20 protein-coding genes are annotated in these 26,044 nt (G+C 38.0%); 12 read left to right on the top strand and 8 right to left on the bottom strand.

Translation table 11 applies throughout. The features are described 5' to 3' along the window. Window positions 1-83 precede the first annotated feature (83 nt). Together rmf and CXF79_RS22085 are read right to left on the bottom strand one after the other, a co-directional pair. A complete protein-coding gene (rmf, locus tag CXF79_RS22090; RefSeq protein WP_011045541.1) occupies window positions 84-257 on the bottom strand; it encodes a ribosome modulation factor in 174 nt (57 codons plus the stop codon). Between the two features lie 638 nt (window positions 258-895). Then, window positions 896-1,114 (bottom strand): DUF3820 family protein, encoded by a 219-nt coding sequence (locus CXF79_RS22085; protein ID WP_011045540.1) that lies wholly within the window; start codon window positions 1,112-1,114, stop codon window positions 896-898. Between the two features lie 119 nt (window positions 1,115-1,233). On the opposite strand from CXF79_RS22085, the gene CXF79_RS22080 reads away from it, so the two are divergent. After that, window positions 1,234-2,346 carry a DUF3083 family protein gene (locus CXF79_RS22080; RefSeq protein ID WP_101157924.1) on the top strand — a complete coding sequence of 371 codons (1,113 nt, stop codon included), beginning with the start codon at window positions 1,234-1,236 and terminating at the stop codon, window positions 2,344-2,346. Between the two features lie 19 nt (window positions 2,347-2,365). On the opposite strand, the gene CXF79_RS22075 is transcribed toward CXF79_RS22080, so the two are convergent. Continuing rightward, window positions 2,366-2,926: a response regulator transcription factor gene (locus CXF79_RS22075; protein ID WP_011045538.1), complete on the bottom strand. Its 561-nt coding sequence runs from the start codon at window positions 2,924-2,926 to the stop codon at window positions 2,366-2,368. Next, window positions 2,919-4,187 carry a sensor histidine kinase gene (locus CXF79_RS22070; RefSeq protein WP_101157922.1) on the bottom strand — a complete coding sequence of 423 codons (1,269 nt, stop codon included), beginning with the start codon at window positions 4,185-4,187 and terminating at the stop codon, window positions 2,919-2,921. The genes CXF79_RS22075 and CXF79_RS22070 overlap by 8 nt, the downstream gene beginning before the upstream one ends. A 257-nt stretch (window positions 4,188-4,444) precedes the next feature. Between CXF79_RS22070 and msrA the strand changes: the two genes are divergently transcribed. Continuing rightward, window positions 4,445-4,999 (top strand): peptide-methionine (S)-S-oxide reductase MsrA, encoded by a 555-nt coding sequence (gene msrA / locus CXF79_RS22065; RefSeq protein WP_101158303.1) that lies wholly within the window; start codon window positions 4,445-4,447, stop codon window positions 4,997-4,999. 93 nt (window positions 5,000-5,092) lie between these two features. Beyond that, window positions 5,093-7,279 carry a DUF6351 family protein gene (locus CXF79_RS22060; RefSeq protein ID WP_101157920.1) on the top strand — a complete coding sequence of 729 codons (2,187 nt, stop codon included), beginning with the start codon at window positions 5,093-5,095 and terminating at the stop codon, window positions 7,277-7,279. Window positions 7,280-7,394: 115 nt separating this feature from the next. Here the strand turns inward: CXF79_RS22060 and CXF79_RS22055 are convergent, their stop codons facing one another. Next, window positions 7,395-7,943, bottom strand: a complete 549-nt coding sequence (locus CXF79_RS22055; protein ID WP_011045534.1) for a YkvA family protein — start codon at window positions 7,941-7,943, stop codon at window positions 7,395-7,397. Between the two features lie 245 nt (window positions 7,944-8,188). On the opposite strand from CXF79_RS22055, the gene CXF79_RS22050 reads away from it, so the two are divergent. Further along, on the top strand, window positions 8,189-9,466 hold the full coding sequence (locus CXF79_RS22050; protein ID WP_101157918.1) for a DUF3667 domain-containing protein: 1,278 nt from the start codon (window positions 8,189-8,191) through the stop codon (window positions 9,464-9,466). Window positions 9,467-9,559: 93 nt separating this feature from the next. On the opposite strand, the gene nadC is transcribed toward CXF79_RS22050, so the two are convergent. Beyond that, window positions 9,560-10,456: a carboxylating nicotinate-nucleotide diphosphorylase gene (gene nadC / locus CXF79_RS22045; RefSeq protein ID WP_011045532.1), complete on the bottom strand. Its 897-nt coding sequence runs from the start codon at window positions 10,454-10,456 to the stop codon at window positions 9,560-9,562. Between the two features lie 13 nt (window positions 10,457-10,469). Further along, complete coding sequence (locus CXF79_RS22040; RefSeq protein ID WP_041737176.1) at window positions 10,470-10,991, bottom strand: retropepsin-like aspartic protease family protein; 522 nt, start codon at window positions 10,989-10,991, stop codon at window positions 10,470-10,472. A 187-nt stretch (window positions 10,992-11,178) separates the two neighbouring features. Between CXF79_RS22040 and ampD the strand changes: the two genes are divergently transcribed. The 8 genes from ampD to CXF79_RS21985 all read left to right on the top strand — a co-directional run bounded on the left by ampD (window position 11,179) and on the right by CXF79_RS21985 (window position 22,170). Then, window positions 11,179-11,748: a 1,6-anhydro-N-acetylmuramyl-L-alanine amidase AmpD gene (ampD, locus tag CXF79_RS22035; RefSeq protein ID WP_101157916.1), complete on the top strand. Its 570-nt coding sequence runs from the start codon at window positions 11,179-11,181 to the stop codon at window positions 11,746-11,748. Between the two features lies 1 nt (window position 11,749). Continuing rightward, window positions 11,750-12,685 carry a beta-lactamase regulator AmpE gene (gene ampE, locus CXF79_RS22030; RefSeq protein WP_011045529.1) on the top strand — a complete coding sequence of 312 codons (936 nt, stop codon included), beginning with the start codon at window positions 11,750-11,752 and terminating at the stop codon, window positions 12,683-12,685. A 263-nt stretch (window positions 12,686-12,948) separates the two neighbouring features. Further along, window positions 12,949-13,740 carry a pyruvate dehydrogenase complex transcriptional repressor PdhR gene (gene pdhR / locus CXF79_RS22025; RefSeq protein ID WP_011045528.1) on the top strand — a complete coding sequence of 264 codons (792 nt, stop codon included), beginning with the start codon at window positions 12,949-12,951 and terminating at the stop codon, window positions 13,738-13,740. Between the two features lie 544 nt (window positions 13,741-14,284). Next, window positions 14,285-16,966 carry a pyruvate dehydrogenase (acetyl-transferring), homodimeric type gene (gene aceE, locus CXF79_RS22005; RefSeq protein ID WP_101157913.1) on the top strand — a complete coding sequence of 894 codons (2,682 nt, stop codon included), beginning with the start codon at window positions 14,285-14,287 and terminating at the stop codon, window positions 16,964-16,966. Between the two features lie 287 nt (window positions 16,967-17,253). Beyond that, window positions 17,254-18,903, top strand: coding sequence for a dihydrolipoyllysine-residue acetyltransferase (gene aceF, locus CXF79_RS22000; RefSeq protein ID WP_232769285.1), 1,650 nt, complete (start codon window positions 17,254-17,256; stop codon window positions 18,901-18,903). A gap of 162 nt (window positions 18,904-19,065) precedes the next feature. After that, window positions 19,066-20,499, top strand: a complete 1,434-nt coding sequence (gene lpdA / locus CXF79_RS21995; RefSeq protein ID WP_011045524.1) for a dihydrolipoyl dehydrogenase — start codon at window positions 19,066-19,068, stop codon at window positions 20,497-20,499. Window positions 20,500-20,654: 155 nt separating this feature from the next. Continuing rightward, on the top strand, window positions 20,655-21,704 hold the full coding sequence (locus tag CXF79_RS21990; protein WP_011045523.1) for an energy transducer TonB: 1,050 nt from the start codon (window positions 20,655-20,657) through the stop codon (window positions 21,702-21,704). A gap of 88 nt (window positions 21,705-21,792) precedes the next feature. After that, the gene (locus CXF79_RS21985) at window positions 21,793-22,170 is read left to right on the top strand and encodes a hypothetical protein (protein WP_011045522.1); all 378 of its coding nucleotides are present in this window, start codon (window positions 21,793-21,795) and stop codon (window positions 22,168-22,170) included. 175 nt (window positions 22,171-22,345) lie between these two features. Here the strand turns inward: CXF79_RS21985 and CXF79_RS21980 are convergent, their stop codons facing one another. Further along, entirely contained in the window at window positions 22,346-25,153 is a 2,808-nt protein-coding gene (locus CXF79_RS21980) for a bifunctional aconitate hydratase 2/2-methylisocitrate dehydratase (RefSeq protein WP_101157911.1), read from the bottom strand. Window positions 25,154-26,044: the final 891 nt, after the last annotated feature.

The raw sequence follows: 26,044 nt of genomic DNA, 5'->3' as shown, positions 1-26,044 counted from the left end.
TTAATCCGCTTGCTATAGCTCAGTTTATTGATAATATTTATCCCCAATCGTTAAGATTCGGGGATAAAGTCTTCAGTTGATTTCTATTTAAATAACCCCAAATTTCTATCACTTATGGCGTCTCGCCAACCACCAAGCCATTGCGATTTAGCATCAATATTTTGATAAGGACACTGCTCCTTAGTTTTGCCGCCAAGGCCAGCCTGATATCCGTTAGAATGCGCTCTACCTAATTTATCTCTTTTTTGTCTTTTCATTTATTCCACCTTATAAAAATTTCGTAATTATTTGACAAATCAATTAATAAACAAATTTAGTGTCCCTCGCTTACCTGAGAGAATTTATTACTTAAGACTACAGAGTGGTCGACTATCGAATTCTATCTTATCTGAAAGTAGTATGAAATTTCATCAATCGACGAGTCATTTAAGAGGATTTTTTGTAGTGATGCAAGTGAAAAAATGTAATTTTGAAGAGGAGAGAAAAAGATAAAGTAAGGAAAAATGGTAGGCAAATTTTTATCATGAAAGTTTGCCTTGGCAAAACAATTTGTTAGCTGCGCATCATGATAAAACGTTATTGCGATAGATAATAAAGAGCTAACTTGATAGACAAAATTACTCTAAAAAAGGTTTTTACTATTGACTAGGAGCCGTTAAAAAAACTTATTTGAGAAACAATCTGTATTTTAAGTTATTAAGTAAGCTGAACTCTGTTTAAGTGATAGTTAAGCTCATGAATTATATAACGTAAATAATTTCAACATATCTAGCTTGATATTTTTTCTTAATTCGAGGCAAATTTACGCGTCAATAGCTGGCCTATTGCAAGTGGATTTAACAAAGAAGTTAGTAAAAATAGCGGCTAGAGAAATATTTATTAAGCAGAGTTCAGGTTACGTACGTAATAAAGGTTGCAGCATGGTTTCTAAACCATTGAGCTTCACTTCATACATCAAGGCTAATTGTTGTCCTAATTTTCCTTCAGGAAAACCTTTGCTATGAAACCAAACCAGATACGGTTCAGGTAATTGTAATAATTTTCTACCAGCATATTTACCAAAAGGCATCGTTTGATTAATAGCTTCAATCAGGGCTTGTTGATCGTTTAACAAATTAGGTCCTTTTACGGGTAAATGCTTGTCATATTAGTGACATCTTTACGTCACAAAAGCTTCATTCTCGCTCATTATACTGTGCTTAACTTAAAAGGTTAACAACGTTAGGGATGAACATGTCAATTATTAGAAAACGAAGTGCCGCTCACAAAGCTTACTTACCTGGTAATGTGCGCGATAATCAATATATTCTAGCCGAGTTTACCTTGACCGATGAACTGTTTCAGCAATTTTCAGGAAAATACAGCGATTTAAAGCCACAGCCATATTATGATTTTTATCAGCAATTATCGGCATTGTTTTTTGAATTGACTGATGAAATAGAGCTAGAAAATTGTCAGTTTATCGCCAATGACAAACTCGCGCGCGTAAGGTACAGCCAAGAAATGCATCAATGGCAAACTAATCAGCAAATTTTATTTTATTACAACCCTGAGAGCCATCATCTTAAAAAATCGTTTTTTGATGGGAGTAAAAGAGCGAAGAAAGTGTGTTTACTCTTTTTAGCAACGGGTAGTGAAATTAGAGTTAATGCTGCTAATTTTCATAGTAAAATCAGCCAAGTGGTGGAAAAGTTTTGTGAAAAAATTAAACTCGATAAAAGCGATGTGCGTTTGCGAGATCATCAACATTTGACTTACGATCTGTTTGCTAAGAATAAAGGTTGCACCATTACCAAAGCGCATAAATTGCGTGAGATTAATAAACGTTATGCTAGCCAAAAAGTGACGGTACCAAGTTACCATAGTGCCATGAATTATGCTGTTGTTACCTTGAATATCAGTAATGAGTTATTGCAACAAGTAGAAATCGATAGTAATTCTAAAGATCCTTACAACCCTTTGTATATGTATCTAACGGATGTTTTTACTATGGCGGCAAAGCGCTATAATCTAAACAATGGTGCGTTGATTGCCAATGGGCTAGTACCTATTGTTAGATACAGTATTCATGAGATCGTATCTAGAGTGGGTGAGTTGCAAATGTTAGGGTATAACCCTGAGCAAAGTCCATGCGGTATTGTGAGTAAATGGAATGCAGCTGAGCTGACGGATAATGTTCAGTTAGTCTTTGTCGCAACACCTGAAAATAATAGTGGCCATGGCTTTGGTCGATTTTTAAATCAAATAGAGCAAGCAATACAGTTAATGGCCGTAGAACTTGAAATAGACCCGACTAAAGAAGAAATGATGGTTAGGTTTCATCAGCATCTAGCCTATAACTTTTAACACGGATTAAGTTCACAACCTAAGTCGATTGAGGTCGCTTTTGTAACTTACGTTGTAAGGTTCTTCTATGCATTGAAAGCTGTCTAGCCGTGGCCGAAATGTTCCCCTGGTTAGCTTTCAATACCTGTTGAATATGTTGCCATTCAACTTGCTCCGCAGATAAAGTTTGTTCGTTTTTGGAATCAACTTCTATGGTTTCTGCTTTACTACCTTTAAGCGTCGCGAGCAGTGTTTGGCTATCTACGGGTTTAGATAGATAATCATCGGCACCTAATTTTATTGCGTCAACTGCGGTAGCAATGCTAGCAAAACCAGTAAGTAGCACAATGCGACTATCGGGACGTAATTTACGTAATGGTGTGATGATTGATAAGGTATTTTCTTCGGCTAGTTTCATATCTAGCAAAATATAATCAGGTGTGTGGCGATGGCATGCGAGTAACGCATCATTGTTATTATCTACTTGAACACAATCAAAACCGTGTTTAGTCAAACGTCTATTAAGAGTGTTGGCAAAAATAACATCATCTTCAACGATTAATAGTTTAGATGGCACGGTCGCTATTGCTGAATTAGGCATAATCATTTCCTGAAGTTAATGATGAAATTGGTAGACTTAAAGTAACTAGTGCACCGCCCTCTTGATGGTTTGTTAAAGCTAATTTACCACCAAGGCGTTCTAAGCTGGCGTGACTAAGAAAAACGGCCATGCCAAAACCTTGATCGCTATTGACTGGTTTTACTCCTAGCTCATTCAGTTTCTTTAAAGTAAACCCTTTGCCATAATCACGAATAGTAAATTGCCAGTTATTCTCAATCGTTTGACAAGTGAGGCTAAGTGCATTGCTGTTATTGGCCTTACTCGCTCTGATTGCATTATTAATTAAATTGAGAATAGCAGGTAGCAAAGCAGCATCAGCATCAATAGTGACATCTTTAGCGTGTTCATCACTATTTTTTTGTAATTTTAAGCTGACTGCTGGATTATTGACTCGGACATTATCGGTTATTTCATCAAATAAATCTTGGCAATTAATGGCTTTAATCACCTGTTCTTTAATATCGAAAACCATAGCACGAAATTCAGATAAGCTGTCTCTACAACGAGTGAGTTGGCTTTGCATATCAAGCACTATTTCGTTGTCAGGAAAATCTTCACTTAATTCATCAGCCAGCAGTTGCACTGTGGCTATAGGCGTCGCCAACTGGTGGGTTACCTGAGCGGAAGCAACACCTAAAGAGGTGACTTGCTCTTGTTTCAATAAATTTTCACGATAGGCCGCAATAGCAAGTTCTTGTTGATTAATACTACGTGCCATTTTACCCACAACAATAGCAACTACGAGTGCTGAAAATAAAAAGTTGATACCCATGCCAATAAAGTGACCTTGCATATTACCGTGCATAACACTCATGGGTAATGACCATAGTAAAATGCTATAAGAAGCAATGGCAAGGAAGGCAACTACCGTTAGTAATAATGGCGTTAAAGTGACCGCGGCTATCGCGATAGGAATGAGTAATAAAGAAACAAAAGCATTGGTTGCTCCGCCACTAAAGAATAGTAATAGAGAAAGGAAAATAATATCAGCACATATTTGTACTAAAATTGCTTTTTGGCTGGCCTTCTTTTCACTTAAATGATTACGGCTATAATAAAGATAACTACCGAAAGTAAAAAGAACTTCTAAGCTGATAACACTTACCAATGGCGTCCATGGTAACTCGTACGCTAAGCCCAAATTGACGAAGAGAATCAACAATAATTGAATCGCGATAGCAATGCTACGCAAGGCAATAATTGCTTGTATTTTACTCGTTCTTTTGAAAAATTGTGGCATATATTTCTTACTGGCTAAATATGAGTATAATAATGGTATATACCCAAGCTACCTGAATATGCAGGTTTCAGCTGGAATTAGAAAAGCCTTTAGGCAAGGCATTGATTGAAGAGAATAGTTATTCTATTGTCGAAATCAATAACGCAGCTTCAAGTGGCTTGGGTATAGATAAATTAACGATGATATCTTAGCCTATTTCACGACAAAAAAGGCTGTGATAAATCATAAAAGAAACAATGATTAAGGCAGTGGATATAATGACAGATCAACGCAACGATAAAGCGGTACAAACCGCGACTTTAGCAGGAGGCTGTTTTTGGTGTATTGAAAGTGCGCTTAATATGGTTAAGGGTATTATTACTGCGAAGCCTGGTTATATGGGCGGGCAGAGTACAGCGCCAACGTATGAAGAGGTTTGTACTGGTAGCAGTGGTCATGCTGAAGTAGTACAGCTAGAGTTTGATAGTGAAGTGATTAGCTATAGGGAAATATTAGAGATATTTTTCAGTTTGCACAATCCAACGCAGTTAAATCGACAAGGAAATGACATCGGAACACAATACCGTTCTGAAGTTTTCACCCATGATGCTCTACAACAAAAAATTGCTTTAGCTATCATTGAAGAAATCAATCAAGAGCAGCTATTTGATGATTCTATTGTCACCGAAGTTAGTCCAGCGGTTACCTTTTATTGTGGAGAAGATTATCATCAAAATTACTTTAAAAATAATCCAGAAAATCAATATTGCCAAGCCGTGGTATCACCTAAATTAGCTAAGTTTAGGGAAACCTTTGTTGCTAAATTGAAATAAGCGGCGACTTTTTCAGCGTAATATCTTCTACCGGACTCAACTAACTCCACTATATTTAACTTAGGTGGGGTAATTTTTTTCGGTGGTGTTGTGATGCAAAAGAAAAAACTTATATTATCTATTATCGCTCTGATTGCTTTTCTAGTATGGCTTTATCCTGCTGAGCAGCCTTATAAATATCGGCAAGTTAAGCGGTTAGCCACAGCAGAGGATAATTTTTTATTGCCAATTTCTCCGCATATTAGCTTAGTTACTCGACCAACAGAAACATTTCACTTTCCGGTCAAGCTCGATGATGTTGGCCCAAGTAATTCTTTATATTCAGGCTCAAAGCAGTACCCGTTCTATTGTATGACCATAGATTCTCATATAGGTCAGCCTTTAGTAGATAACCAAGAAGGCTTTGGTGTGCCTGTTTATGAAAATCTAGCACAGCGCAGTAAAGTTATTGGTTATTCAAAAGATTGCCTATTTAAAAGTCATCTACAGTTTTATTATCTAAATAATGATGAAAAGCTCATTAAAATTGCTACTGAGCAGTTTTCTCAATTAACCTCTTTAAGAGATGCCCAGTTACCTTTGCAATTGTTTCGCGCAGAGCAAGGTAGCATCAATCGTTTTATATACACTATTGCTATGGCAGTAACCCCAGAAGAGTTAGGTACGCGTACGGTAAGCTCACTGTGGAATAAAAAATTAATTTATCAGTTTCATGGCGGTTCGGGCATAGGTTTTAGGCAAGGTAGACAAAAAGCGACACGAACAATTACTCGTCGTTTAGAAGAAGTGCAAAAAGGTTATGCAATTATAAGTTCAAGCGGTAATCGCACTAGCTATACCTATAATATGTTATTGGCAGAAGATACTGCTCGTAGAGTTAAACTTCATTTTATCAGTTTATTTGGCGAGCCATTATACACAGTGGGTATTGGCGGGTCAGGTGGAGGGTTGGCACAATATCTTATCGGTCAAAATAGCCGTGGAATTCTTGATGGCCTAATTCCTCAATATTCTTATCCTGACATGTTAAGCCAAACAATTTATACCTTAGATTGCGATTTATTTAATAATTACTTTACCTTTCGAGCAACAGATAATCTGCGTTGGCAACAGTGGGAGCAGCGACAATTACTTGAAGGCATGAACAGCTTACAAGATTTCCCACAAAAAATTGCTTTTCTTCAACCCGTAGCTCAATTGATGGCCGGCATGGTGCCGAGTTTCCCACAAGGCAATAGCGAATGTATTAACGGTTACTTTGGCTTATCAACTTTTATTCATAACCCTAGGCAGGGTTTTTTAAGGCATTTTTATAGTGACGATGTAGTTGAGCAAACGAATTGGAATTATTGGGAAGATATGGCTTGGCTGTTCAGGCGTGATAAATACGGATTAGTCGAGAGCACATGGGATAATGAAGGGGTGCAATATGGACTACATGCCTTAAAACAAAAGAAAATAACCTTAGCTGAATTTGTTCATCTCAATAAAAATATCGGCAGTTGGAAAGCACAACATCAAATGAAGGCTGAAACCATTGTGACACCCTTCGGGCGTAAAATGCCATTTTGGATTTCGTTATGGGGCAGCGATAATATAACGCAAGTGATTGATAATGAAATGGCACCTCGACGTAGTGCTTCACTTAACGCGATCGAAGCCGCTTATCGAGGAGGACAGGTTTTTATTGGTAAACTTGATTTACCCATTATTGATGTTCGCCATTACTTAGAAGAAAAATTGGACATGCATCATATGTCAGCATCCTTCAGTACCCGTTTACGTTTGCAACAAGCTAATGGGCATTATGAAAATCAGGTGATTTGGGTGGCAAGACGTGATTTTGATCCGACAAATAAAGCGTTTGACCTTATGGATATATGGCTATTAAAACGTACTGAATTTCCGAAACTTAATGCGGCTCAAAGTAAACCTACACAATTAAAAGATACTTGTTTTGATGATAAAGGTGCTGTACTGGCGGAAGGAAAAGATGTTTGGGATGGTAATTGGAACGACGTTGGTTATGGAAATAAAATATTAAAACGAGGAGCATGTGCAGAGCATTACGCTATTTTTTCAAATAGCCGTATCCAAGCTGAAGGTCCTTGGCAAGGCAGCGTTTTCAAATGTTATAAAATTCCGTTTGAGCAAGCGATTAAACAAGGTATGTATGGTGGCATAGAGCTAGCTGAACAGTTAACGTCTTTACGGGCAATATTTTCTCAAGGAGTGTGTGATTATAGTCAAGGGGATGCAGGTAGACCAAGCGATCTGTAGAAAGAATAGTGGGGTAGAGTTGAAATTAGAAGATAAAAAATGGCAAAGCCAATGCTTTGCCATTTTGAAAGCTGGTTCTAATTATTAAATAGAAATAGCTTTAATGATGTTTACTTTAAAAAACAGAACGAAATGAAGAGCGGCCACTTCGTCTAGATGAACGACGACTTCTCATTCTACTATGTAATTCGTGACGTTTTGACTCTAACCACTCTTCACGTGTAATAGTTGCATCTCCGCTACGACCTTCTTCACGTTGACGGTATGCGCAAAACTCTTCAAAGGCTTCAAAATCATCTTTAAATTCTTCAGCAACAAGTTCGATCATAATTGCATCGTCTAAAAAGCCTAATACCGGAATATGATCAGGTACTAAATCTTCTGGATCACTAAAGTAAGCCAAAGCGCTTAATACTTCGGTTCGCTCGTCACTTGGGATCTGCCATTCATCATCTTCAATCATGGCAACGAAAGTTTCTAGCTTTTGAATTCGGTCACGAACAAACTCGGGTACATTATCTTTTATATTTTGACTAATCTTTTTAGCATTAGCTAAAATCTCTTGCTCGCTAAGTTGTTTGGCACCTGCTTGCGCTTTACGCATAACATCGCGGAAATGCTCTAAGTCTGATTCGGTTAATTCAAATTTAACTTCAAACGCCATTATAATTCTCCTGCTTTTGGCTTTATTTTCAATGTGTTTTTTTGGTGATTATGTCTAAGCATAGTTGACCAGTCTTAATAGAGTTAGTTGAAATATATTGAATTGATCTTATATCTCAAATATCAATTTAGCAGAATAGATCAGTCTCGACACCTTATTTACTTAAGTTTTTTAATTACTTTGTAACTTTATATTCACATAGTGTTATGCTTTTATTGTCTATTGCTATTCAATAATTATTCATTATGCCAACAACAGAGTTAACCGAAGCCGAATCTACAAATGATGTGGTAATTGTCCCGATTGAGGATAATCAAAGCTGTGAAAATTGCCATTTCCCATTAAATGGACCTTATTGTGCTCATTGTGGACAAGAGGCCGATTCGAAATTGAAATATTTTTGGGTGGTTATCATGCACCTATTAGATGATATTTTTAGTTTTGATTCTCGCGCCAGTCGGACAGTTATTCCATTACTCACTAGACCCGCTTTTTTAACGAATGAATATTTTGCTGGTAGGAGGGTGCATTATGTACCGCCGCTACGATTGTATTTATTTATTAGTATTGTGTTTTTTATAACCTTGAAGTTTTTTGTGGCGGGTGATGATAACGTCATTAATCTAAACGGCAGGCAAGGTATGATTACCGAGATTAAAAGCCATATAGAAACGCTGGAAACAGAGAGAAGCACGTTAGAAAAAAAAGTAGAAAAAAATGTTGAAGTTATTACTAAGGTGGCAAAATTAACTGCTGATTTAGCAAGATTTAACATTTATCTTAATGATTTAAACAGTGACTATACTCAAGGTAATAACAAAAGCATTATAAAACTGACGCGAAAACTTGTCGAGTTGGATTTTGAGCAAGTTAAAGAACCGTTACCTACCGATAAACAAGCCCGTTTTGATGCATTGATTACTAGTCTTTTAAAAGAGAAGAGCGATGATAAGGACGTTAACGCTAAGAAAGACTTAGATGTAGATGACAATGGGGATGAAACGGTACAACTTGATTTTCTTTCCGAAGAAAAAAATAAAAAAGTTAATGTTTTTTTTAAAGAATTAATTAAAAAAGCTGAAAAAGCTTTTAACTCAGATACCGGCCCACTCATTGAGCAAGTTATAGGTAAGCTTCCTCAGTTGATGTTTATTTTACTGCCACTTTTTGCGGTATTACTGAAAGTGATGTTTATTTTTTCTAAGCGATTATATATGGAGCATTTAACGGTGGCTTTGCATAGTCACAGTTTTATTTTTATTGCATTACTACTTTCTGAAATGCTTGATTTATTAGAAGCTAATATAAAAACCAACAGTCCAGAACTGGCAAATTTTGTTGGACTAGTTGCAGGCGGTTTATTGTTATGGATACCCATTTATTTATTTTTAATGCAGAAGAAAGTGTATAAACAGGGCTACTTTTTTACCATCGTAAAATTTAGTTTTATTGGCACTATATACAGCATCATGATAGCAGTAACGGCTCTTGTGGCTGTAGTTTGGGGATTAATGGGAACCTAATTAAATCTAATTTATTTGAAATATACGATCAACCTCTCATAAAAAAAGCGTTAAGCATAAGATGCTTAACGCTTTTTTTATGAATCGTAGCGTCTATTTAAAGCGCATAGATAAATCAATAGCGTTAACATGTTTGGTTAGTGCGCCACTTGATATGTAATCGACGCCTGCTTTGGCGTATTTTTGCAAAATTTCAATGGTCATATTGCCAGAGACTTCGAGTTTTGCTTTGCCACGTGTTGCCGTGACGGCTTGTTCTATCATTTCAGGGGTGAAGTTATCAAGCATGATAATATCAGCACCCGCGTTAAGTGCTTGTTCAAGCTCATCGAGAGACTCTACTTCCACTTCAACAGTCTTATCACTGTGATTGCTTTTAGCAGTAGCAACTGCTTGGCTAATACCACCACAAGCGGCAATATGGTTTTCTTTTATTAAAAATGCATCGAACAAACCAATTCTGTGGTTTACACCACCACCACAAAGCACTGCATATTTTTGTGCACTTCGTAATCCAGGTAACGTTTTACGGGTATCAAGGAGTTTAGTCTCACTGCCGGCTAACTCTTTCACATAGTGACTGGTTAAGGTGGCGGTTCCTGACAACGTCTGCAAAAAATTTAAGGCAACACGCTCACCGGTCAACAAAGTACGCGCATCTCCTTCGAGTTCGAACAGAGTGCTATTAGCGGCAACAGATTCGCCATCATTAACGAACCAAGTGATTTTTGTCGCTTGCTCAACGGTTCTATTTAAGGAAGCATCAAGTTGTTTGAATACTTCATTCACCCAAGCAACACCACAAACGATACAATCTTCACGGGTAATTACAGTGGCAACCGCTTGCTCATTTTCGGGAATTAACATCGCGGTAATATCTTGGCTTGCTTGAGGCATAGCATTATCAACGGCACCTAAATCTTCACAAAGGGCCCAAGAGATTGTTTTGCTAATATCTTGCTGTAATTTTTCTAATTGTGAACTAAGCATTGCTTTCTTCCTATTACAGGGGGTCCCGTAAGATTAATTGTTTACCCGTTTGATAAAAGTCTACTTGTTTTAGTGCGCTCATGCCTAAAAGTATTTCATCTGCTTTCATTGCTGGGTTAATGTGAGCGGCGACATTATACAAGAAAATATTACCTAAGCTCAATTGGGCAATTTCAGTTTTATAAACGGTAATGCTGCCATTAGCCGTTTGTACTCGATAATTTCCTTGTGCGACTAAACCTAACTGCTCAGCAATATGTGCAGGTATGGATACTTGAGTTGCACCCGTATCGAGTAAAAAGGTAACAGGAGTCTCATTTATTGTGCCACGGGCAACATAATGACCTTGCCGATTTTGATCTAAAATCACCTCAGCTTGGCCATTCTCCGTTAAGCGCATTTCCGGGCGGCTATTTGGATTGTATTGCTCGTCTAGAACATCCTGAAACACGAACATTAATAGCGCTAAGCCAATTATCCAGGCTATCCAAACGAATATTTTTGCCATTTTGTTTGTTGGGTCAACTTCAGCCATACTAAGCAGCCTTTGATTAAGGGTACCGATATTGTATGTTAGCAAGTAATAAAGTACAAAGTGTAATCTTACACCCGCTCCACTTGAAGATACTTGATTATGAATCGCTCAGACTTCCTGAAACGAGCATCTTCAAGTGAAGCGAATATATACTAAACGCATTAATCACTATAAAAATGAGAAACACATGTTTTCAATTTCCTCTGGCTGGCTAACTCAGGCAGAACACCTGCCGTCACCGTTTTACTCTCCACGTGAATTGGATGAAGAAATTAGTTTACTTGTTGTTCATAATATTTCATTGCCTGCAGGTCAATTTGGTGGGAATTACATTAGTGATTTATTTCTTGGCCAATTAGACTGTAACGCCCATGTCAGTTTTAATGACTTAAGAGGTGTTGAGGTTTCAGCACATTGCCTTATTCGCCGTGATGGTCATGTGATTCAATATGTTGCTTTTACTGACAAAGCTTGGCATGCAGGAGTCTCATCATTTAACAAAAGAGATCGTTGTAATGATTATTCCATCGGCATTGAATTGGAAGGCACAGATGATATCTCTTATACAGCAGTACAATATCAGCAATTAATCTCGTTAACACTTTGTTTGCAAGATCAATTTCCTGCTATTATTATGGACAATGTTGTTGGTCATTGTGATATTGCCCCGGTTAGAAAAACCGATCCCGGGCCGGTATTTGACTGGCAATACTTTCGTCAGTGTTTGACTGAACAAGCGACAAGGAACAACACCTAACATGAGTTTATTAAGTTTATTAATTGCATTAGCAGCCGATCGATCTTTATCTGCAAAAGTATGGCAATTTAATTTTTATTACCAACATTATCACCATTTTTTTAGCAAAAACTTTACTGCTAAGCAAGGTACTACAGCTAGTGCAGTGTTTATTATCTTGCCAGTTATTGCGACATACCTATTACTTGACGTTATTGATAACTCCGTACTGCAACTATTATTTTCTACCGTGATACTTATTGTTTGTTTTGGTTGTACCACCACTAGAAAGAGCTACAAGAGTTATTTGCATTCTGCTTTTCGTGGTGAAGAAACGACGACAGAAATGCATCACGAGCAACTATTATCAGATAAAAATTTGCCAGAGATGGGCTTCGGCCAAGCACTTATTTGGTTAAACTACCGTTATTACATTGCTATTATGCTGTTCTTCACCGTTTTTGGTGCTGCTGGCGCAGTATTTTACCGTTTGTTAACGACAGTTATTGAACATAAAAAAGCAAAATGTATGGCTAGTGCCGCTGAAAATAAAGCTCAAGCAGAAGTCAGTTCAGTAGATGAAAGCGACATTGAATCTGAAGAGCATCATCAAGCTGTTCATGAGGGCAACGTTGCGCCAAATATCATGAATGGATGTCAAAACCATCATGATGTACTTTTTTGGTTAGACTGGTTACCTGTGCGTATAGCTTCTTTCGGTTATATGTTTGTCGGTCACTTCTCCAAAGCGATGCCTGTTTGGTTAGAAAGTTTGTTTGATAGTCAAAAACCAACCCATCAAGTTTTAATTGATGTTGCAGAAAAATCGGAAGACCTTTTGGTAAACGAAAACGATTGCACAGCAGAGCCTTGTTTACTCGTTAGACTGGCAAAACGTAATGTTCTACTTGTCCTTGCCGTTATTTCAATCTTGACGCTTAGTGGCCTGCTTAATTAATTAAATCTAGTCAAATAGGATTGGTCAGACCAATCCATCTCATCTCCTTTTATGCGCTAAAATAGTTAAAATAATTTGTTTTAGCGCATAAAAAACTTGCATAAACACCACCCATCAACTAAATTTACTTGTCAAAAGTAGCTATATTTGCTACTTTATTACCCAGAATCTGATTGGTCTTACCAATTTACCATGTGTTTGGCGAGTGATATCAAGCCTTATTGTCTTTTATTATTATTGAAATAATTAGTTAATTTACTTTTATGAATACAAACGTAACGACAAATAAATCAGTACAAGCAGCCAAAAACACTGGGCGAGTAAAACCACAAAAATTAGCTGATATTATTTTAGCTCAGCTTGAAGGCATGATAATTGAAGGCAGTTTACAGCCAGGTGAAAAATTATTACCTGAGCGTGAACTTGCTCTGCAATTTGAAGTCTCAAGACCATCATTACGTGAAGCAATACAGAAGTTAGAAGCCAAAGGTTTGGTGACACGTAAACAAGGTGGGGGCACTTTTGTTTGTAACAATTTACTCAGCGGTTTTTCTGATCCCTTGTTTGAATTAATGTCCAATAATAATGAATCACAATTTGATTTATTAGAGTTTCGCCATGGAATTGAGGGTATGGCGTCATACTACGCTGCTATGCGTGGTACACCTGCGGACTTTGAACAAATTCAAGCAAAGCATAATGAAATTGGTAACAGCCAATTAGAAGATGACTTTCGAGGGGAAGCTGAAGCCGTTGTTGAGTTTCATTTAGCTATCTGTGCAGCGTCACATAATGCGGTAATTTTACAGCTTGCTCGCAGCATGTCGTCATTATTAGCAGATAATATTGCACAAAATTTAACAGTATTAGCAAAGCGGCCTGATATCTTTAGCAAGATTACCGATTATAGAAAGCGTTTGCTTGATGCCATTCTCAGTGGCCAGCCCCAAAAAGCTTGGGGAGCAAGCCATAGACACTTAGCGTTTATCGAAGAAGTATTATTAAAATCGACACAAGAAAACAGTCGTATGGAACGTTCAATGCGCAGAATGTAGATAAGTCAGTGGCGAACCTCAAAAGGCTTGGGGAGTAAGTCATCGACATCTAGCGTTTATCGATGAAGTATTATTACTCTTCAAAGAAATGTACACAAGAAAACAGTCGCATGGAACGTTCAATGCGCAGAATGTAGATAAGTCAGTGGCGAACCTCAAAAGGCTTGGGGAGTAAGTCATCGACATCTAGCGTTTATCGAAGAAGTAGTATTACTCTTCAAAGAAATGTACACAAGAAAACAGCCGCATGGAACGTTCAATGCGCAGAATGTAGATAAGTCAGTGGCGAACCTCAAAAAGCTTGGGGTGCAAGTCATCGACATTTAGCGTTTATCGAAGACGTATTATTACTCTTTAAAGAAATGTACACAAGAAAACAGTCGCATGGAACGTTCAATGCGCAGAATGTAAAAGAATTATGCGCAAAGCGCACAGCGTTAGAAGAAAGAATTTATGTAGTGAAATAACGAATAGTTAGAAATTTAATTTTAAACATTTAATTAAAACTTTTTATTAAATAAAAAAGTATTGGAGACTAAACAATATGTCAGATCTACCAAATATCGATATTGATTCAGCAGAAACCCAAGAGTGGTTAGAATCAATGGAGTCAGTATTAGAAAATGAAGGCCCAGAGCGCGCACATCAATTATTAGAAACGTTAATTGAACGCGCACGTCGTGGTGGTACTCATTTACCATTTGATGCAACTACTGCTTATGTAAATACTATCCCGCCAGGTCAAGAGCCAAACATGCCTGCGGACCAAACTATTGAATCACGTATTCGTGCTGCAATTCGTTGGAACGCTTTGGTATTAGTATTACGTGCCTCTAAAAAAGATTTAGAGCTTGGCGGTCATATTGGTAGTTTTGCCTCTTCATCTACTTTGTATGATGTAGGTTTTAACCACTTCTTTAAAGCGGCAACGCCAGAAAATGGCGGCGATTTCATTTTCGCACAAGGTCATATTTCTCCTGGTATTTATTCTCGCGCTTTCATGGAAGGGCGTTTAACAGAAGATCAAATGAACAACTTCCGTCAAGAGTGTGATGGCAAAGGTTTATCTTCATACCCTCATCCACATTTGATGAAAGATTTTTGGCAGTTCCCAACAGTTTCTATGGGTCTAGGTCCATTACAAGCTATCTATACGGCACGCTTCTTAAAATACTTAACTGATCGTGGTATTAAAGACTGTTCAGGTCAACGTGTTTACTGTTACTTAGGTGACGGTGAAACAGATGAGCCAGAATCATTAGGTGCTATTGGTTTAGCTTCACGTGAAGGTTTAGATAACTTATGTTTCGTTGTTAACTGTAACCTACAACGTTTAGATGGTCCGGTACGTGGTAACGGTAAAATTATTCAAGAACTTGAAGGTACATTCCGTGGCGCAGGCTGGGAAGTAGTGAAAGTTATTTGGGGTTCTTACTGGGATTCACTAATTGCTCGTGATACATCAGGTAAATTATTACAGTTAATGAATGAAACAGTTGATGGCGAATACCAAAACTGTAAAGCGAAAGGTGGTAAATACACGCGCGAAAACTTCTTTAACAAATACCCTGAAACAGCCGCAATGGTAGCTAACATGTCAGATGATGACATCTGGCGTTTAAACCGTGGTGGCCATGATCCAGTTAAAGTATATGCAGCTTATGAAAAAGCAATGAATACTAAAGGTCGTCCTACCGTTATCTTAGCTAAAACAGTTAAAGGTTTTGGTTTAGGTGCATCTGGTGAAGCATTAAATATTGCACATAACGTTAAGAAAATGGACGTTGAAGCAATTAAACATTACCGCGATCGTTTCAATATTCCAGTAAAAGATGAAGATATTGCTGACTTACCTTTCTACAAGTTTCCAGAAGACAGCGAAGAATTCAAGTACATGAAAGCACGCCGTGAAGCATTAGGTGGTTCATTACCAGCACGTCGTGTTCAAGCGGAAGAGCAACTTGAAATTCCAGCGCTTAAAATCTTTGATCCTATCTTAAAGGGTTCAGGTGAGCGTCAAGTGTCATCAACAATGACCTTTGTGCGTGTACTTAATAGCTTATTAAAAGATAAGAAAATCGGTAAGCGCATTGTGCCAATCATTCCTGATGAAGCACGTACCTTTGGTATGGAAGGTTTATTCCGTCAAGTTGGTATTTATGCAAGTGAAGGTCAGAAGTATGTTCCACAAGATGCTGACCAAGTTGCTTATTATCGTGAAGATAAAAAAGGGCAAGTTCTACAAGAAGGTATTAACGAATTAGGTGCTATGGCCTCTTGGGTTGCATCGGGTACGTCTTACTCTACTTGTAACGCGACTACTATTCCGTTCTACATCTACTACTCAATGTTCGGTTTCCAACGTGTCGGTGATTTAGCATGGGCAGCAGGCGATAGCCAAGCACGTGGTTTCTTATTAGGTGCTACGGCAGGTAGAACAACACTTAACGGTGAAGGTCTGCAACATCAAGATGGTCATTCACATGTTCAAGCGGGTCTAATCCCTAACTGTGTTACTTATGATCCAACTTACGGTTATGAAATTGCTGTTATCGTGCGTGAAGGTTTACGTCGCATGTATGAAGAAAATGAAAATGTTTTCTTCTACTTAACGTTAATGAATGAAAACTACCAACATCCAGCAATACCTGACAACAAAACGGTTGAAGACGAAATCATTAAAGGTATTTATCAACTAGAACAAGCCGCGCCTGCTAAAGGTAAAGCGACTGCTAATGTTCAGTTGCTAGGTTCAGGTACTATCCTTGAAAAAGTACGTGAAGCAGCTCAAATTCTAGCGAATGATTACAATGTTTCTAGTGATGTTTATTCAGTAACGTCATTTAACCAACTAGGCCGTGATGGTCAAGACGTGACTCGTTGGAACATGCTTCACCCTGAAAGTGAACAGCGTGTGCCATACATTGCAAAAATTATTACTAAAGAAGCGGGTCCTGCGATTGCTGCAACTGACTATATCAAAAACTACTCTGATCAAGTACGCGCATATCTTGATACTGAATACCGTTGTTTAGGTACTGATGGTTTTGGTCGTAGTGATAGTCGTGCAAATTTACGTACTCACTTTGAAGTAAGTGCAGCTTACGTTGTTGTAGCGGCATTATTCGAGTTAGCGAATCGCGATGAAATCAAACGTTCAGTAGTTACAGAAGCAATCAAACGCTTTGATATTGATACTGAAAAACTTAACCCACTTTACGCTTAATTAGCGTAAATACTCGTTGTCATTCAAATTGAAAGATTTCAGTGGGAATTAAAATGACTCTAGGCAAGGAAAATTAGTTAAACATAGTCATTCTATGTTTTGATTATTTAACGCCGTATAAAGTTATTTTAAACCCCTCGAAGAAGCGCTTGAGTAACATCACTTCATCGTTGCTGTGACTTATAATGGAATAGCCATTATTTCATCACAGCGCCTTGAATTGAAATTGCTCAAGCACTCTGAAACATACAATGTGATTGGTAACGAGTATTAATAAGGAAAATATTATGTCTATAGAAAAAGTTCTAGTCCCTGATGTGGGTGGCGACGAAGTTGAAATAATTGAAATTTGTTTTGCGGTTGGCGATACCTTAGAAGCAGATGAAGGTATTGTTACTGTTGAAACTGATAAAGCTTCAATGGATATTCCAGCACCGTTTGCGGGTGAGCTTGTTAGCTTAACCGTAAAAGTTGGCGACAAAATTAAAGAAGGCGATATTATTGCTGAAATGAAGGCGACTGGTGCAGTATCTGCTCCAGCTGAAGAAGCGCCTGCTGCAGCCGTAGTTGAAACACCTGTAGCACCGGTTGCTGCTGTTGTTGAAGCGGCTCCAGTAGCTGCCGCTGTTGCTACTGCCTCGCAAGTGATTGAAATCGCAGTACCTGATATTGGCGAAGACGGCGAAGTCGACGTTATTGAAGTATTAGTTAGCGTTGGTGATGTGATTGAAGAAGAAGATGGTTTAATCACACTTGAAACAGATAAAGCAACGATGGATGTTCCATCAACGCATGCCGGTACTGTGAAAGAAGTATTTATTAGCAACGGTGACAAAGTTAAGCAAGGTTCTCTGGTTATAAAACTTGAAACTGCTGGCGGCGTTGCACCTGTTGCTGCAGCACCTGCAGTTCAAGCTGCACCAGTAGCGGCTGCTCCTATTGCAGCCCCTGCAGCTGTAAAATCAGCACCTGTTCCACATCATCCACAAGCGGGTAATGTCAAGAAAGGTACTATTTACACTTCACCTTCAATTCGTCGTCTTGCACGTGAATTTGGTGTTGATTTAACCTTAGTGAAAGGCACTGGTCGTAAAGGCCGAATCTTAAAAGAAGATGTGCAATCATATGTTAAATATGAGCTATCTCGTCCAAAAGCGAATGCAGGTAGTTCAGTTGCTGCGGGTGAAGGTGGTTTACAAGTAGTGAGTGCTAAAGCGATTGATTTCTCTAAATTTGGCGAAATTGAAACGAAAGCATTAACGCGTATTCAGAAAATATCTGGACCATTTTTACATCGTAATTGGGTAACTATTCCACATGTTACTCAATTCGATGAAGCTGATATCACTAACGTTGAAGCGTTCCGTAAAGAACAGAACGTTGTTTGTGAAAAGCAAAAGCTTGGTTTTAAAATTACACCATTAGTTTTCATCTTGAAAGCAGCGGCAGATGCATTACGTGCATTCCCAACGTTTAACTCAAGCTTGAGTGAAGACGGTGAAAGCTTGATTCTTAAAAAGTACATTCACATAGGTGTTGCGGTTGATACTCCAAATGGTTTGGTTGTACCGGTAGTTCGTGATGTTGATCAAAAAGGTATTCATCAGTTATCTCGTGAATTACTTGAAATCAGTATGAAAGCACGTGATGGCAAGCTAAAAGCAACAGATATGCAAGGTGGTTGTTTTACTATTTCTAGCCTGGGTGGTATTGGCGGTACGGCATTTACGCCAATCGTTAATGCACCAGAAGTGGCTATTTTAGGTGTTTCTAAATCAGAAATAAAACCTAAGTGGAATGGTAAAGACTTCGAACCTAAATTGATGTTGCCATTATCAATGTCTTACGATCATCGCGTTATTGATGGTGCATTAGCTGCACGTTTCACGGTGCATTTAGCAGGTGTTATGTCTGACATTCGTAAGTTAGTACTTTAATCCGTACATTCAAGCGTTAGGCACTCAGACTTTAGTCGGCAGTGGTTAATTAATATTGGCGAAATTCAACGCATAGGCGTAGAATTTCGCCACAAGAAATTATTATAAATAAAAGCTGATACAGAAACCCTATATCAGCTTACATATTCAATGAGGATAAGCATGAGTAACAATATCAAAACTCAAGTAGTAGTATTAGGTGCAGGCCCTGGTGGTTATTCTGCGGCATTTCGTGCAGCAGATTTAGGTTTAGACGTAGTATTAGTTGAAAGCCGTGAAACATTAGGTGGCGTTTGTTTAAACGTTGGTTGTATCCCATCAAAAGCATTACTTCACGTTGCTAAAGTTATTGATGATGCAGCTGCAATGGCTTCTCACGGTGTTACTTTCGGTAAACCTGAAATTGATTTAGATAAAATCCGTGGCTGGAAAGAAAGCGTAATTGCTCAACTTACTGGTGGTTTAGGCAGCATGTCTAAAGCCCGTAAAGTCGCTACAGTATACGGTTACGGTAAATTCACTTCTGATAAAACTATCGAAGTTGAAGGTAATGACGGCGAAAAAACGACTATTACTTTTGATAACGCAATTATCGCAGCGGGTTCTTCAGTAATTGACTTACCATTTATCCCTAACGATGACCCACGTGTTATTGATTCAACGGGCGCACTAGAACTTAAAGATGTTCCAGAAGAATTATTAGTACTTGGTGGCGGTATCATTGGCCTAGAAATGGGTACTGTATATTCTGCTTTAGGTTCTAATGTATCTGTTGTTGAGTTTGCTGATCAATTAGTACCAGCAGCTGATAAAGATATCGTTAGAGTTTATAACAACTACAACAAGAAAAAATTCAACATCATGTTGTCTACTAAAGTTGTTGCTGTTGAAGCAAAAGATGATGGTTTATACGTTACTTTTGAAGGTAAAAAAGCACCAAAAGAACAAGTACGTTATGACAAGATTTTAGTTGCTGTTGGCCGTAAGCCAAATGGTCACTTAGTTGCTGCTGATAAAGCGGGTGTAAATGTTGATGAGCGTGGTTTCATCAACGTAACTAACGAGCTTCGTACTAACGTGCCACACATCTTCGCTATTGGTGATGTTGTTGGTCAACCTATGCTTGCGCATAAAGCCGTTCATGAAGCACATTGTGCAGCTGAAGTTATTTCTGGTAAGAAGCATACTTTCGAACCTCGTTGTATCCCTTCAATTGCTTACACTGATCCAGAAATGGCTTGGGTTGGTGTTACTGAATCTGAAGCGAAAGAGCAAGGTTTAAACATTGAAATCGCTAATTTCCCTTGGGCTGCATCTGGCCGTGCTATCGCTTCTGCACGTACCGAAGGTAAAACTAAGTTAATCTTCGAAAAAGAAACAGGTCGTATACTTGGTGGCGCTATCGTGGGTATCAATGCTGGCGAAATGTTAGGCGAAATTTGTTTAGCCGTTGAAATGGGTGCTGATGCAGAAGATATTGGTTTAACCATTCATGCTCACCCAACGTTAAATGAGTCAATTGGCTTAGCAGCAGAAATCTTTGAAGGTTCAATCACTGATTTACCAAATGCTAAAGCAGTTAAAAAGAAAAAATAATAACGTTTACTTTCGGTTAGCGAAATAAAAATTATTTAATAAAACCAATTGTAGGGACTAATTTTAGTCATTTATAATTGGTTTTTTTGTGCCTATAGATTGAAGGTTAACATTCTGTTAACCTTGGACGACGCTACAAATAAAAGGATTTAATTATGAGTCATAAAATACTCTACGCGAGTGCCGTTGCTCTTCTAGCTGTTAGCACTAACGGCCAAGTTTCTGCCAACGAAATTTCTCAGCACCTATCAACGATTATCATTCCTGAGCCTATTGAACGTATTCAACCTAAATATCCTATTGACGCGGCTCGAGAAGGCCGTGAAGGCTGGACAATTCTTAGTTTTGTTATTGATGAAAAAGGCAACGTATCTGATGCTTTAGTTAAAGAATCTTCTGGTAGCGAAGATTTTGATAAGGCAACGCTAAAAGCCGTGACTAAATGGAAGTATCAACCGGCATTTGAAAATGGTAAGCCAATACAGCAGTGTGTTAATACAGTACAAATGGATTACCGTATGGGCAAGAACGTTGGAACTAAAGGAGTGTCTCGAAGATTTAAGAAAAAATATGAAATAGCTACTCAAGCCTTGAAAGATAAAGATTACCAGGCAGTAGAGCATCAATTAGCTAAGATGAATGCACGAAAAACAATGCACCTGAGTGAGAATAACTACATGCACATTCTTGCGGCAAATTATGCAAGAGAAATAGGTAATGATACATTACAGTTATATCACCTTGATCGAGTGACCCTTGATAGCGGAGTAAAAAGTGAGAATTTAAAATTTTCAGTGCTGTATCAACAATTTTACTTAGAGACTACTTTATCTAAGTTTCAAAGTGCATTTGCTACCTATAAACAGCTTATTAAGCTTGAAGAGGCTAAGCCTTATTTAGCAAAACTTAAAAAGGTCATGGCAGATATTGATTCTGTAATCAGTAGTGATAAGGATATAGTTATTGATGCTGCTATTGATAGTGATTACTGGTATGCAGACTTAGTTAGAAATGAGTTTTCATTAACCAATATTGAAGGGTCCTTGCATACTTTAGATGTTCGTTGCGCTAATAAACGTCATGTTTATACGGTAGAAAATAATAATACTTGGAGAATTCCTACAAGTTGGATGAATTGTAGTATTTATGTCTACGGTGAGCCAAAAACGAGTTTTAATTTGATTGAGCATCCTGTCGACATATAATTTCTTTTAAGTAACTGATTTAACACTATTGCTGTCATAGCTTTCTATTTGCTAGACTGTTAAGACAACAGTTAAAAGGATGGTAACTATGTTAAATTTCACTCTAAAATCAGCACTTCACTCTATTGTTTTTTTGTTATGTATTTCATTGTTAGCGGCTTGTGCAGGACCTAGTCAAGTCGTTTTAGGTCAAGCTCAGTCAGAATGGGATTTTGATCACAAACTACAATTCAAAAGAACTCAATTTGATGACAGCCATTATCAGTTAGAAGTTATTCCGAATAATAAAGTCAGCTTTGAGCGTTTATCTGCATTTTTATTACGCAGAAGTTATTTAATTTGCGGTTCTTATGGGTATAAGTTAGAACTAATAAAAGGTGTTGAAAGCTTTGATTTCCCTCGTGCGTCACCCAATTTAATTATGCCAAATCTCACTGCTAAGCTTGAGTGCGCAACAACAAAATAATGCGGTCAGCATTGTTAAGAAGTGATTATCAATTTGAGTAATATGAATTCATTTTAAAAAATATAAAACATAGGCAAAAAAAAGGGTTACTTAACTTCAATCAGTTAAGTAACCCTTTTTGCTTTATGTTATTTAGTTATTAAAGTAGACGTTCTACCCACTAACTATCTATCTATTATACCACTTTAACCGGTACTGCTTGAGCAGTATACTTAGTAGTCATTTCATGCGTAGGAGGAGCGAATCGAGTTAAATCGATACCTTCTACAGCAGACTTGTACTCTTCGATTGAAGGGAAACGACCAAGCATAGTTGAAAGTACCACTAACGGTGTAGAGCCAAGTAGTGATTCGCCTTTTTTCTCAGCAGTATCAGCTACAACACGACCTTGGAATAAACGCGTTGACGTTGCAATAACAGTATCACCAGGTTCAGCTTTCTCTTGGTTACCCATACACAAGTTACAGCCTGGGCGTTCAAGGTACATGATGTTTTCGTATTTAGTACGAGCAGCATTTTTAGGTACAGCATCGTCAAATTCAAAACCTGAATATTTTTGTAAAATATCCCAATCACCTTCAGCTTTAAGTTCATCAACAATATTGTAAGTTGGTGGTGCAACAACTAATGGTGCTTTAAATTCTATCTTGTTACCTTGTGCTTCCATATTACGGAACATTTGAGCGATGATTTGCATATCACCCTTGTGAACCATACAAGAACCAACAAAACCTAAATCAACTGATTTATCAGCGTAGTATGAAACAGGGCGAATAACATCATGGGTGTAACGCTTAGATGCATCTTCGTTGTTAACATCTGGATCAGCAATCATTGGCTGGTCGATAACATCTAAATCAATCACAACTTCTGCGTAGTATGTAGCGTTATCATCTGGTGCTAATGCAGGAGTTTCACCTGATTTAATGCCTTCGATGCGTTTGTCAGCTAATGCGATTAAACCGTTAAGGGTTTTCGCTTCGTTTTCCATACCCTTGTTGATCATGATTTGGATACGGCTCTTAGCAAGCTCAAGTGATTGAATTAACGTTTCATCTTCAGAAATACAGATAGACGCTTTAGCCTTCATTTCTGCAGACCAATCAGTAAATGTGAATGCTTGGTCAGCTAATAAAGTACCAATGTGCACTTCAATGATACGGCCTTGGAATACGTTCTCACCACCAAATTGCTTAAGCATTTGGGCTTGAGTTGCGTGAACTACATCACGGAAATCCATGTGGCCTTGCATGTTACCTTTAAAAGTAACTTTTACAGACTCAGGGATTGGCATAGCAGATTCACCTGTGGCTAGCGCGATTGCTACTGTACCCGAGTCAGCACCAAAGGCTACACCTTTAGACATACGAGTATGCGAGTCACCACCAATGATGATTGCGCGATCGTCTACTGTGATATCGTTTAGTACTTTATGAATAACATCAGTCATTGCATGGTAAACGCCTTTCGGGTCACGTGCAGTAATAAGACCGAACTTATTCATGAATGCCATAAGCTTAGGAATGTTAGCTTTAGCTTTGCTATCCCAAACTGACGCTGTATGACAACCTGATTGGTATGCACCGTCTACTAGTGGAGAAATAGTAGATGCTGCCATCGCTTCAAGTTCTTGACATGTCATAGGACCTGTCGTGTCTTGAGAGCCAACAATGTTCACTTTAACGCGAACATCTGAGCCTGCATGTAATGGTGTTTCAGACGTTACACCAACAGCGTTGTTATTAAAGATTTTTTCAACGGCCGTTAAACCTTGACCTTCATGTGAAATTTCTTTTGAAGTTGCGTATACAGGTGGTGTTGCTAGGCCAAGTGTTTCAGCTGCGAACGTTTGTAATTTCTTACCAAATGTTACCGCGTAAGAACCGCCTGCTTTCATGAATTCTACTTTCTGTGGTGTAAAGGCTGAAGATATATCCGCAAGCTCTTTGTCACCGTTGTATAATTTCTTCGCTTTGGTATCAATAGTTAACACAGTACCAGTTGCTACTGAGTAAGCTTCTTCTAAAACTGCATCACCATTTGCATCAACAACTGCGTTGCCACTTGCATCTACTTTCTTAACCCAGTTTTTAAGGTCAAGACCAATACCGCCAGTTACATCAACGGTTGTTAAGAAGATTGGAGAAATACCATTAGTACCAGCAACTACCGGTGCAATGTTAATAAACGGTACGTATGGGCTTGCTTTTTTACCTGCCAATAGTGCAACGTTGTTAACACCTGACATACGAGATGAACCAACACCCATAGTGCCTTTTTCAGCAATTAACATCACTTTCGCATTAGGATGCTTAACTTGTAATGCTAGTATTTCTGCTTGAGCTTCTGGTGTGCTCATGCATTGGCCATGCAATTCACGGTCAGCACGAGAATGGGCTTGATGACCTGGAGAAAGTAAATCCGTTGATATATCACCTTCACCGGCAATATAAGTCACTACTTCAACTTTTTCTTCAACATTTGGTAATTTTGTGAAAAATTCAGCTTGTGCGTAACTTTCTAAAATTTCTTTCGCAAGTGCATTGCCAGCTTTAAAAGCTGCTTCAAGACGCGCTGTATCTGCGTCATATAAAAACACTTGAGTCTTTAATACTTCAGCCGCTTCTTTTGCTACTGCTGCGTCATCAGATAATGCTAAATCAAGAAGTACTTCAATTGAAGGACCGCCTTTCATATGAGATAACAATTCAAAAGCGAATGTAGGTGTAATTTCTGCTACGACAGACTCAGCTAGGATGATTTCTTTTAGGAAAGTTGCTTTTACACCTGCAGCACTTGTTGTACCTGGCAAAGTGTTATAAATGAAAAAGTTAAGAGACTCTTCGCGATGCGCATTAGCTGAGTCTTTAATCTGAGCTATAATCTCAGATAATAAATCGGCAGAATCAATTGGCAAAGGTGCCAATCCTAGATCGGTTTTACGACTTTCTATTTCTTTAATGTACTCTGAATATAAGCTCATCTGATACTCTCTCTAGCTATAATATGGCTAATAATATTGTCATTATTAGCAAGGACAAATTTTTGCGCCTATTTTACCTGATTTTCTGCTAACTACTAATCATTTGCTTAAATAAGCACTATTCATAACAGTAATGACAACTAGATAATATAGTTATGTGACTTATATTGGATTGTTGGTTACACTGGAAATTCTCTTTCAAGGTGATGTTAATACCAATTCCATTAAATTTATTCCCACCTCAGAGCTATGCCAGAGAAGTTAGAACAAATAAAATTTGTGCTGGTATAGTCATTCTACATCTAACAAATTTGTGCAGTTGTTGCTTTTCTGACAAGCTCCCAAGGGCGAGTACCTAATAAAAGGTAAAGGCTTATATACATCGTTATTGATTTTGACAAGGACGCTGCATGGATGCAGCTTATTAGAGAATGCAGGAGCATATTCTCCTGAATAACCATTCTCTTCAATCAATGCCTTTCCTCTAAGCCTTTTAATTCTCGCTGAGTGGGAAATACCTTAATGGATTTGGTATAAATACTAAAGTCCCCTATATCCCTGCAAGTTCGCGACTAAAATACGATTATTTTGGCAGATGTAAAGTCCGTCTAATCGCTGAAAACCATCTTATCCCCTATACTATAACTATAATCATGCAGCCATCTTAACAGGCCTAATGGTTAACTATTTTGCATAATAGAATCTTAAGTGGAATCGAGGTATTTCCGACAATTTTAAAAATAACGAATAATTTACTAGTATTATAGTCGTACAAACAAAAACAATAAGTTACGTATATCTTTGAAGTATAATGATTATATTTTTTGTGAATATTTAAAATAACCATCGTAACTAGTTGTAAGTAACAAAAAGTGTCGACAATATTGTATT

Origin of the sequence: Colwellia sp. Bg11-28 (assembly GCF_002836245.1) — a bacterium.
In the GTDB taxonomy this organism is placed as follows: domain Bacteria; phylum Pseudomonadota; class Gammaproteobacteria; order Enterobacterales; family Alteromonadaceae; genus Colwellia; species Colwellia psychrerythraea_A.
The sequence above is the reverse complement of the archived record's forward strand: the minus strand, read 5'-3'. Positions and strand labels throughout refer to the sequence as shown.

Coding starts and splice junctions, on each gene's coding strand:
- rmf (WP_011045541.1), bottom strand. CDS start 257: ATGAAAAGACAAAAAAGAGATAAATTAGGTAGAGCGCATTCTAACGGA.
- CXF79_RS22080 (WP_101157924.1), top strand. CDS start 1,234: ATGTCAATTATTAGAAAACGAAGTGCCGCTCACAAAGCTTACTTACCT.
- CXF79_RS22075 (WP_011045538.1), bottom strand. CDS start 2,926: ATGCCTAATTCAGCAATAGCGACCGTGCCATCTAAACTATTAATCGTT.
- CXF79_RS22070 (WP_101157922.1), bottom strand. CDS start 4,187: ATGCCACAATTTTTCAAAAGAACGAGTAAAATACAAGCAATTATTGCC.
- msrA (WP_101158303.1), top strand. CDS start 4,445: ATGACAGATCAACGCAACGATAAAGCGGTACAAACCGCGACTTTAGCA.
- CXF79_RS22060 (WP_101157920.1), top strand. CDS start 5,093: ATGCAAAAGAAAAAACTTATATTATCTATTATCGCTCTGATTGCTTTT.
- CXF79_RS22055 (WP_011045534.1), bottom strand. CDS start 7,943: ATGGCGTTTGAAGTTAAATTTGAATTAACCGAATCAGACTTAGAGCAT.
- CXF79_RS22050 (WP_101157918.1), top strand. CDS start 8,189: ATGCCAACAACAGAGTTAACCGAAGCCGAATCTACAAATGATGTGGTA.
- nadC (WP_011045532.1), bottom strand. CDS start 10,456: ATGCTTAGTTCACAATTAGAAAAATTACAGCAAGATATTAGCAAAACA.
- CXF79_RS22040 (WP_041737176.1), bottom strand. CDS start 10,991: ATGGCTGAAGTTGACCCAACAAACAAAATGGCAAAAATATTCGTTTGG.
- ampD (WP_101157916.1), top strand. CDS start 11,179: ATGTTTTCAATTTCCTCTGGCTGGCTAACTCAGGCAGAACACCTGCCG.
- ampE (WP_011045529.1), top strand. CDS start 11,750: ATGAGTTTATTAAGTTTATTAATTGCATTAGCAGCCGATCGATCTTTA.
- pdhR (WP_011045528.1), top strand. CDS start 12,949: ATGAATACAAACGTAACGACAAATAAATCAGTACAAGCAGCCAAAAAC.
- aceE (WP_101157913.1), top strand. CDS start 14,285: ATGTCAGATCTACCAAATATCGATATTGATTCAGCAGAAACCCAAGAG.
- aceF (WP_232769285.1), top strand. CDS start 17,254: ATGTCTATAGAAAAAGTTCTAGTCCCTGATGTGGGTGGCGACGAAGTT.
- lpdA (WP_011045524.1), top strand. CDS start 19,066: ATGAGTAACAATATCAAAACTCAAGTAGTAGTATTAGGTGCAGGCCCT.
- CXF79_RS21990 (WP_011045523.1), top strand. CDS start 20,655: ATGAGTCATAAAATACTCTACGCGAGTGCCGTTGCTCTTCTAGCTGTT.
- CXF79_RS21985 (WP_011045522.1), top strand. CDS start 21,793: ATGTTAAATTTCACTCTAAAATCAGCACTTCACTCTATTGTTTTTTTG.
- CXF79_RS21980 (WP_101157911.1), bottom strand. CDS start 25,153: ATGAGCTTATATTCAGAGTACATTAAAGAAATAGAAAGTCGTAAAACC.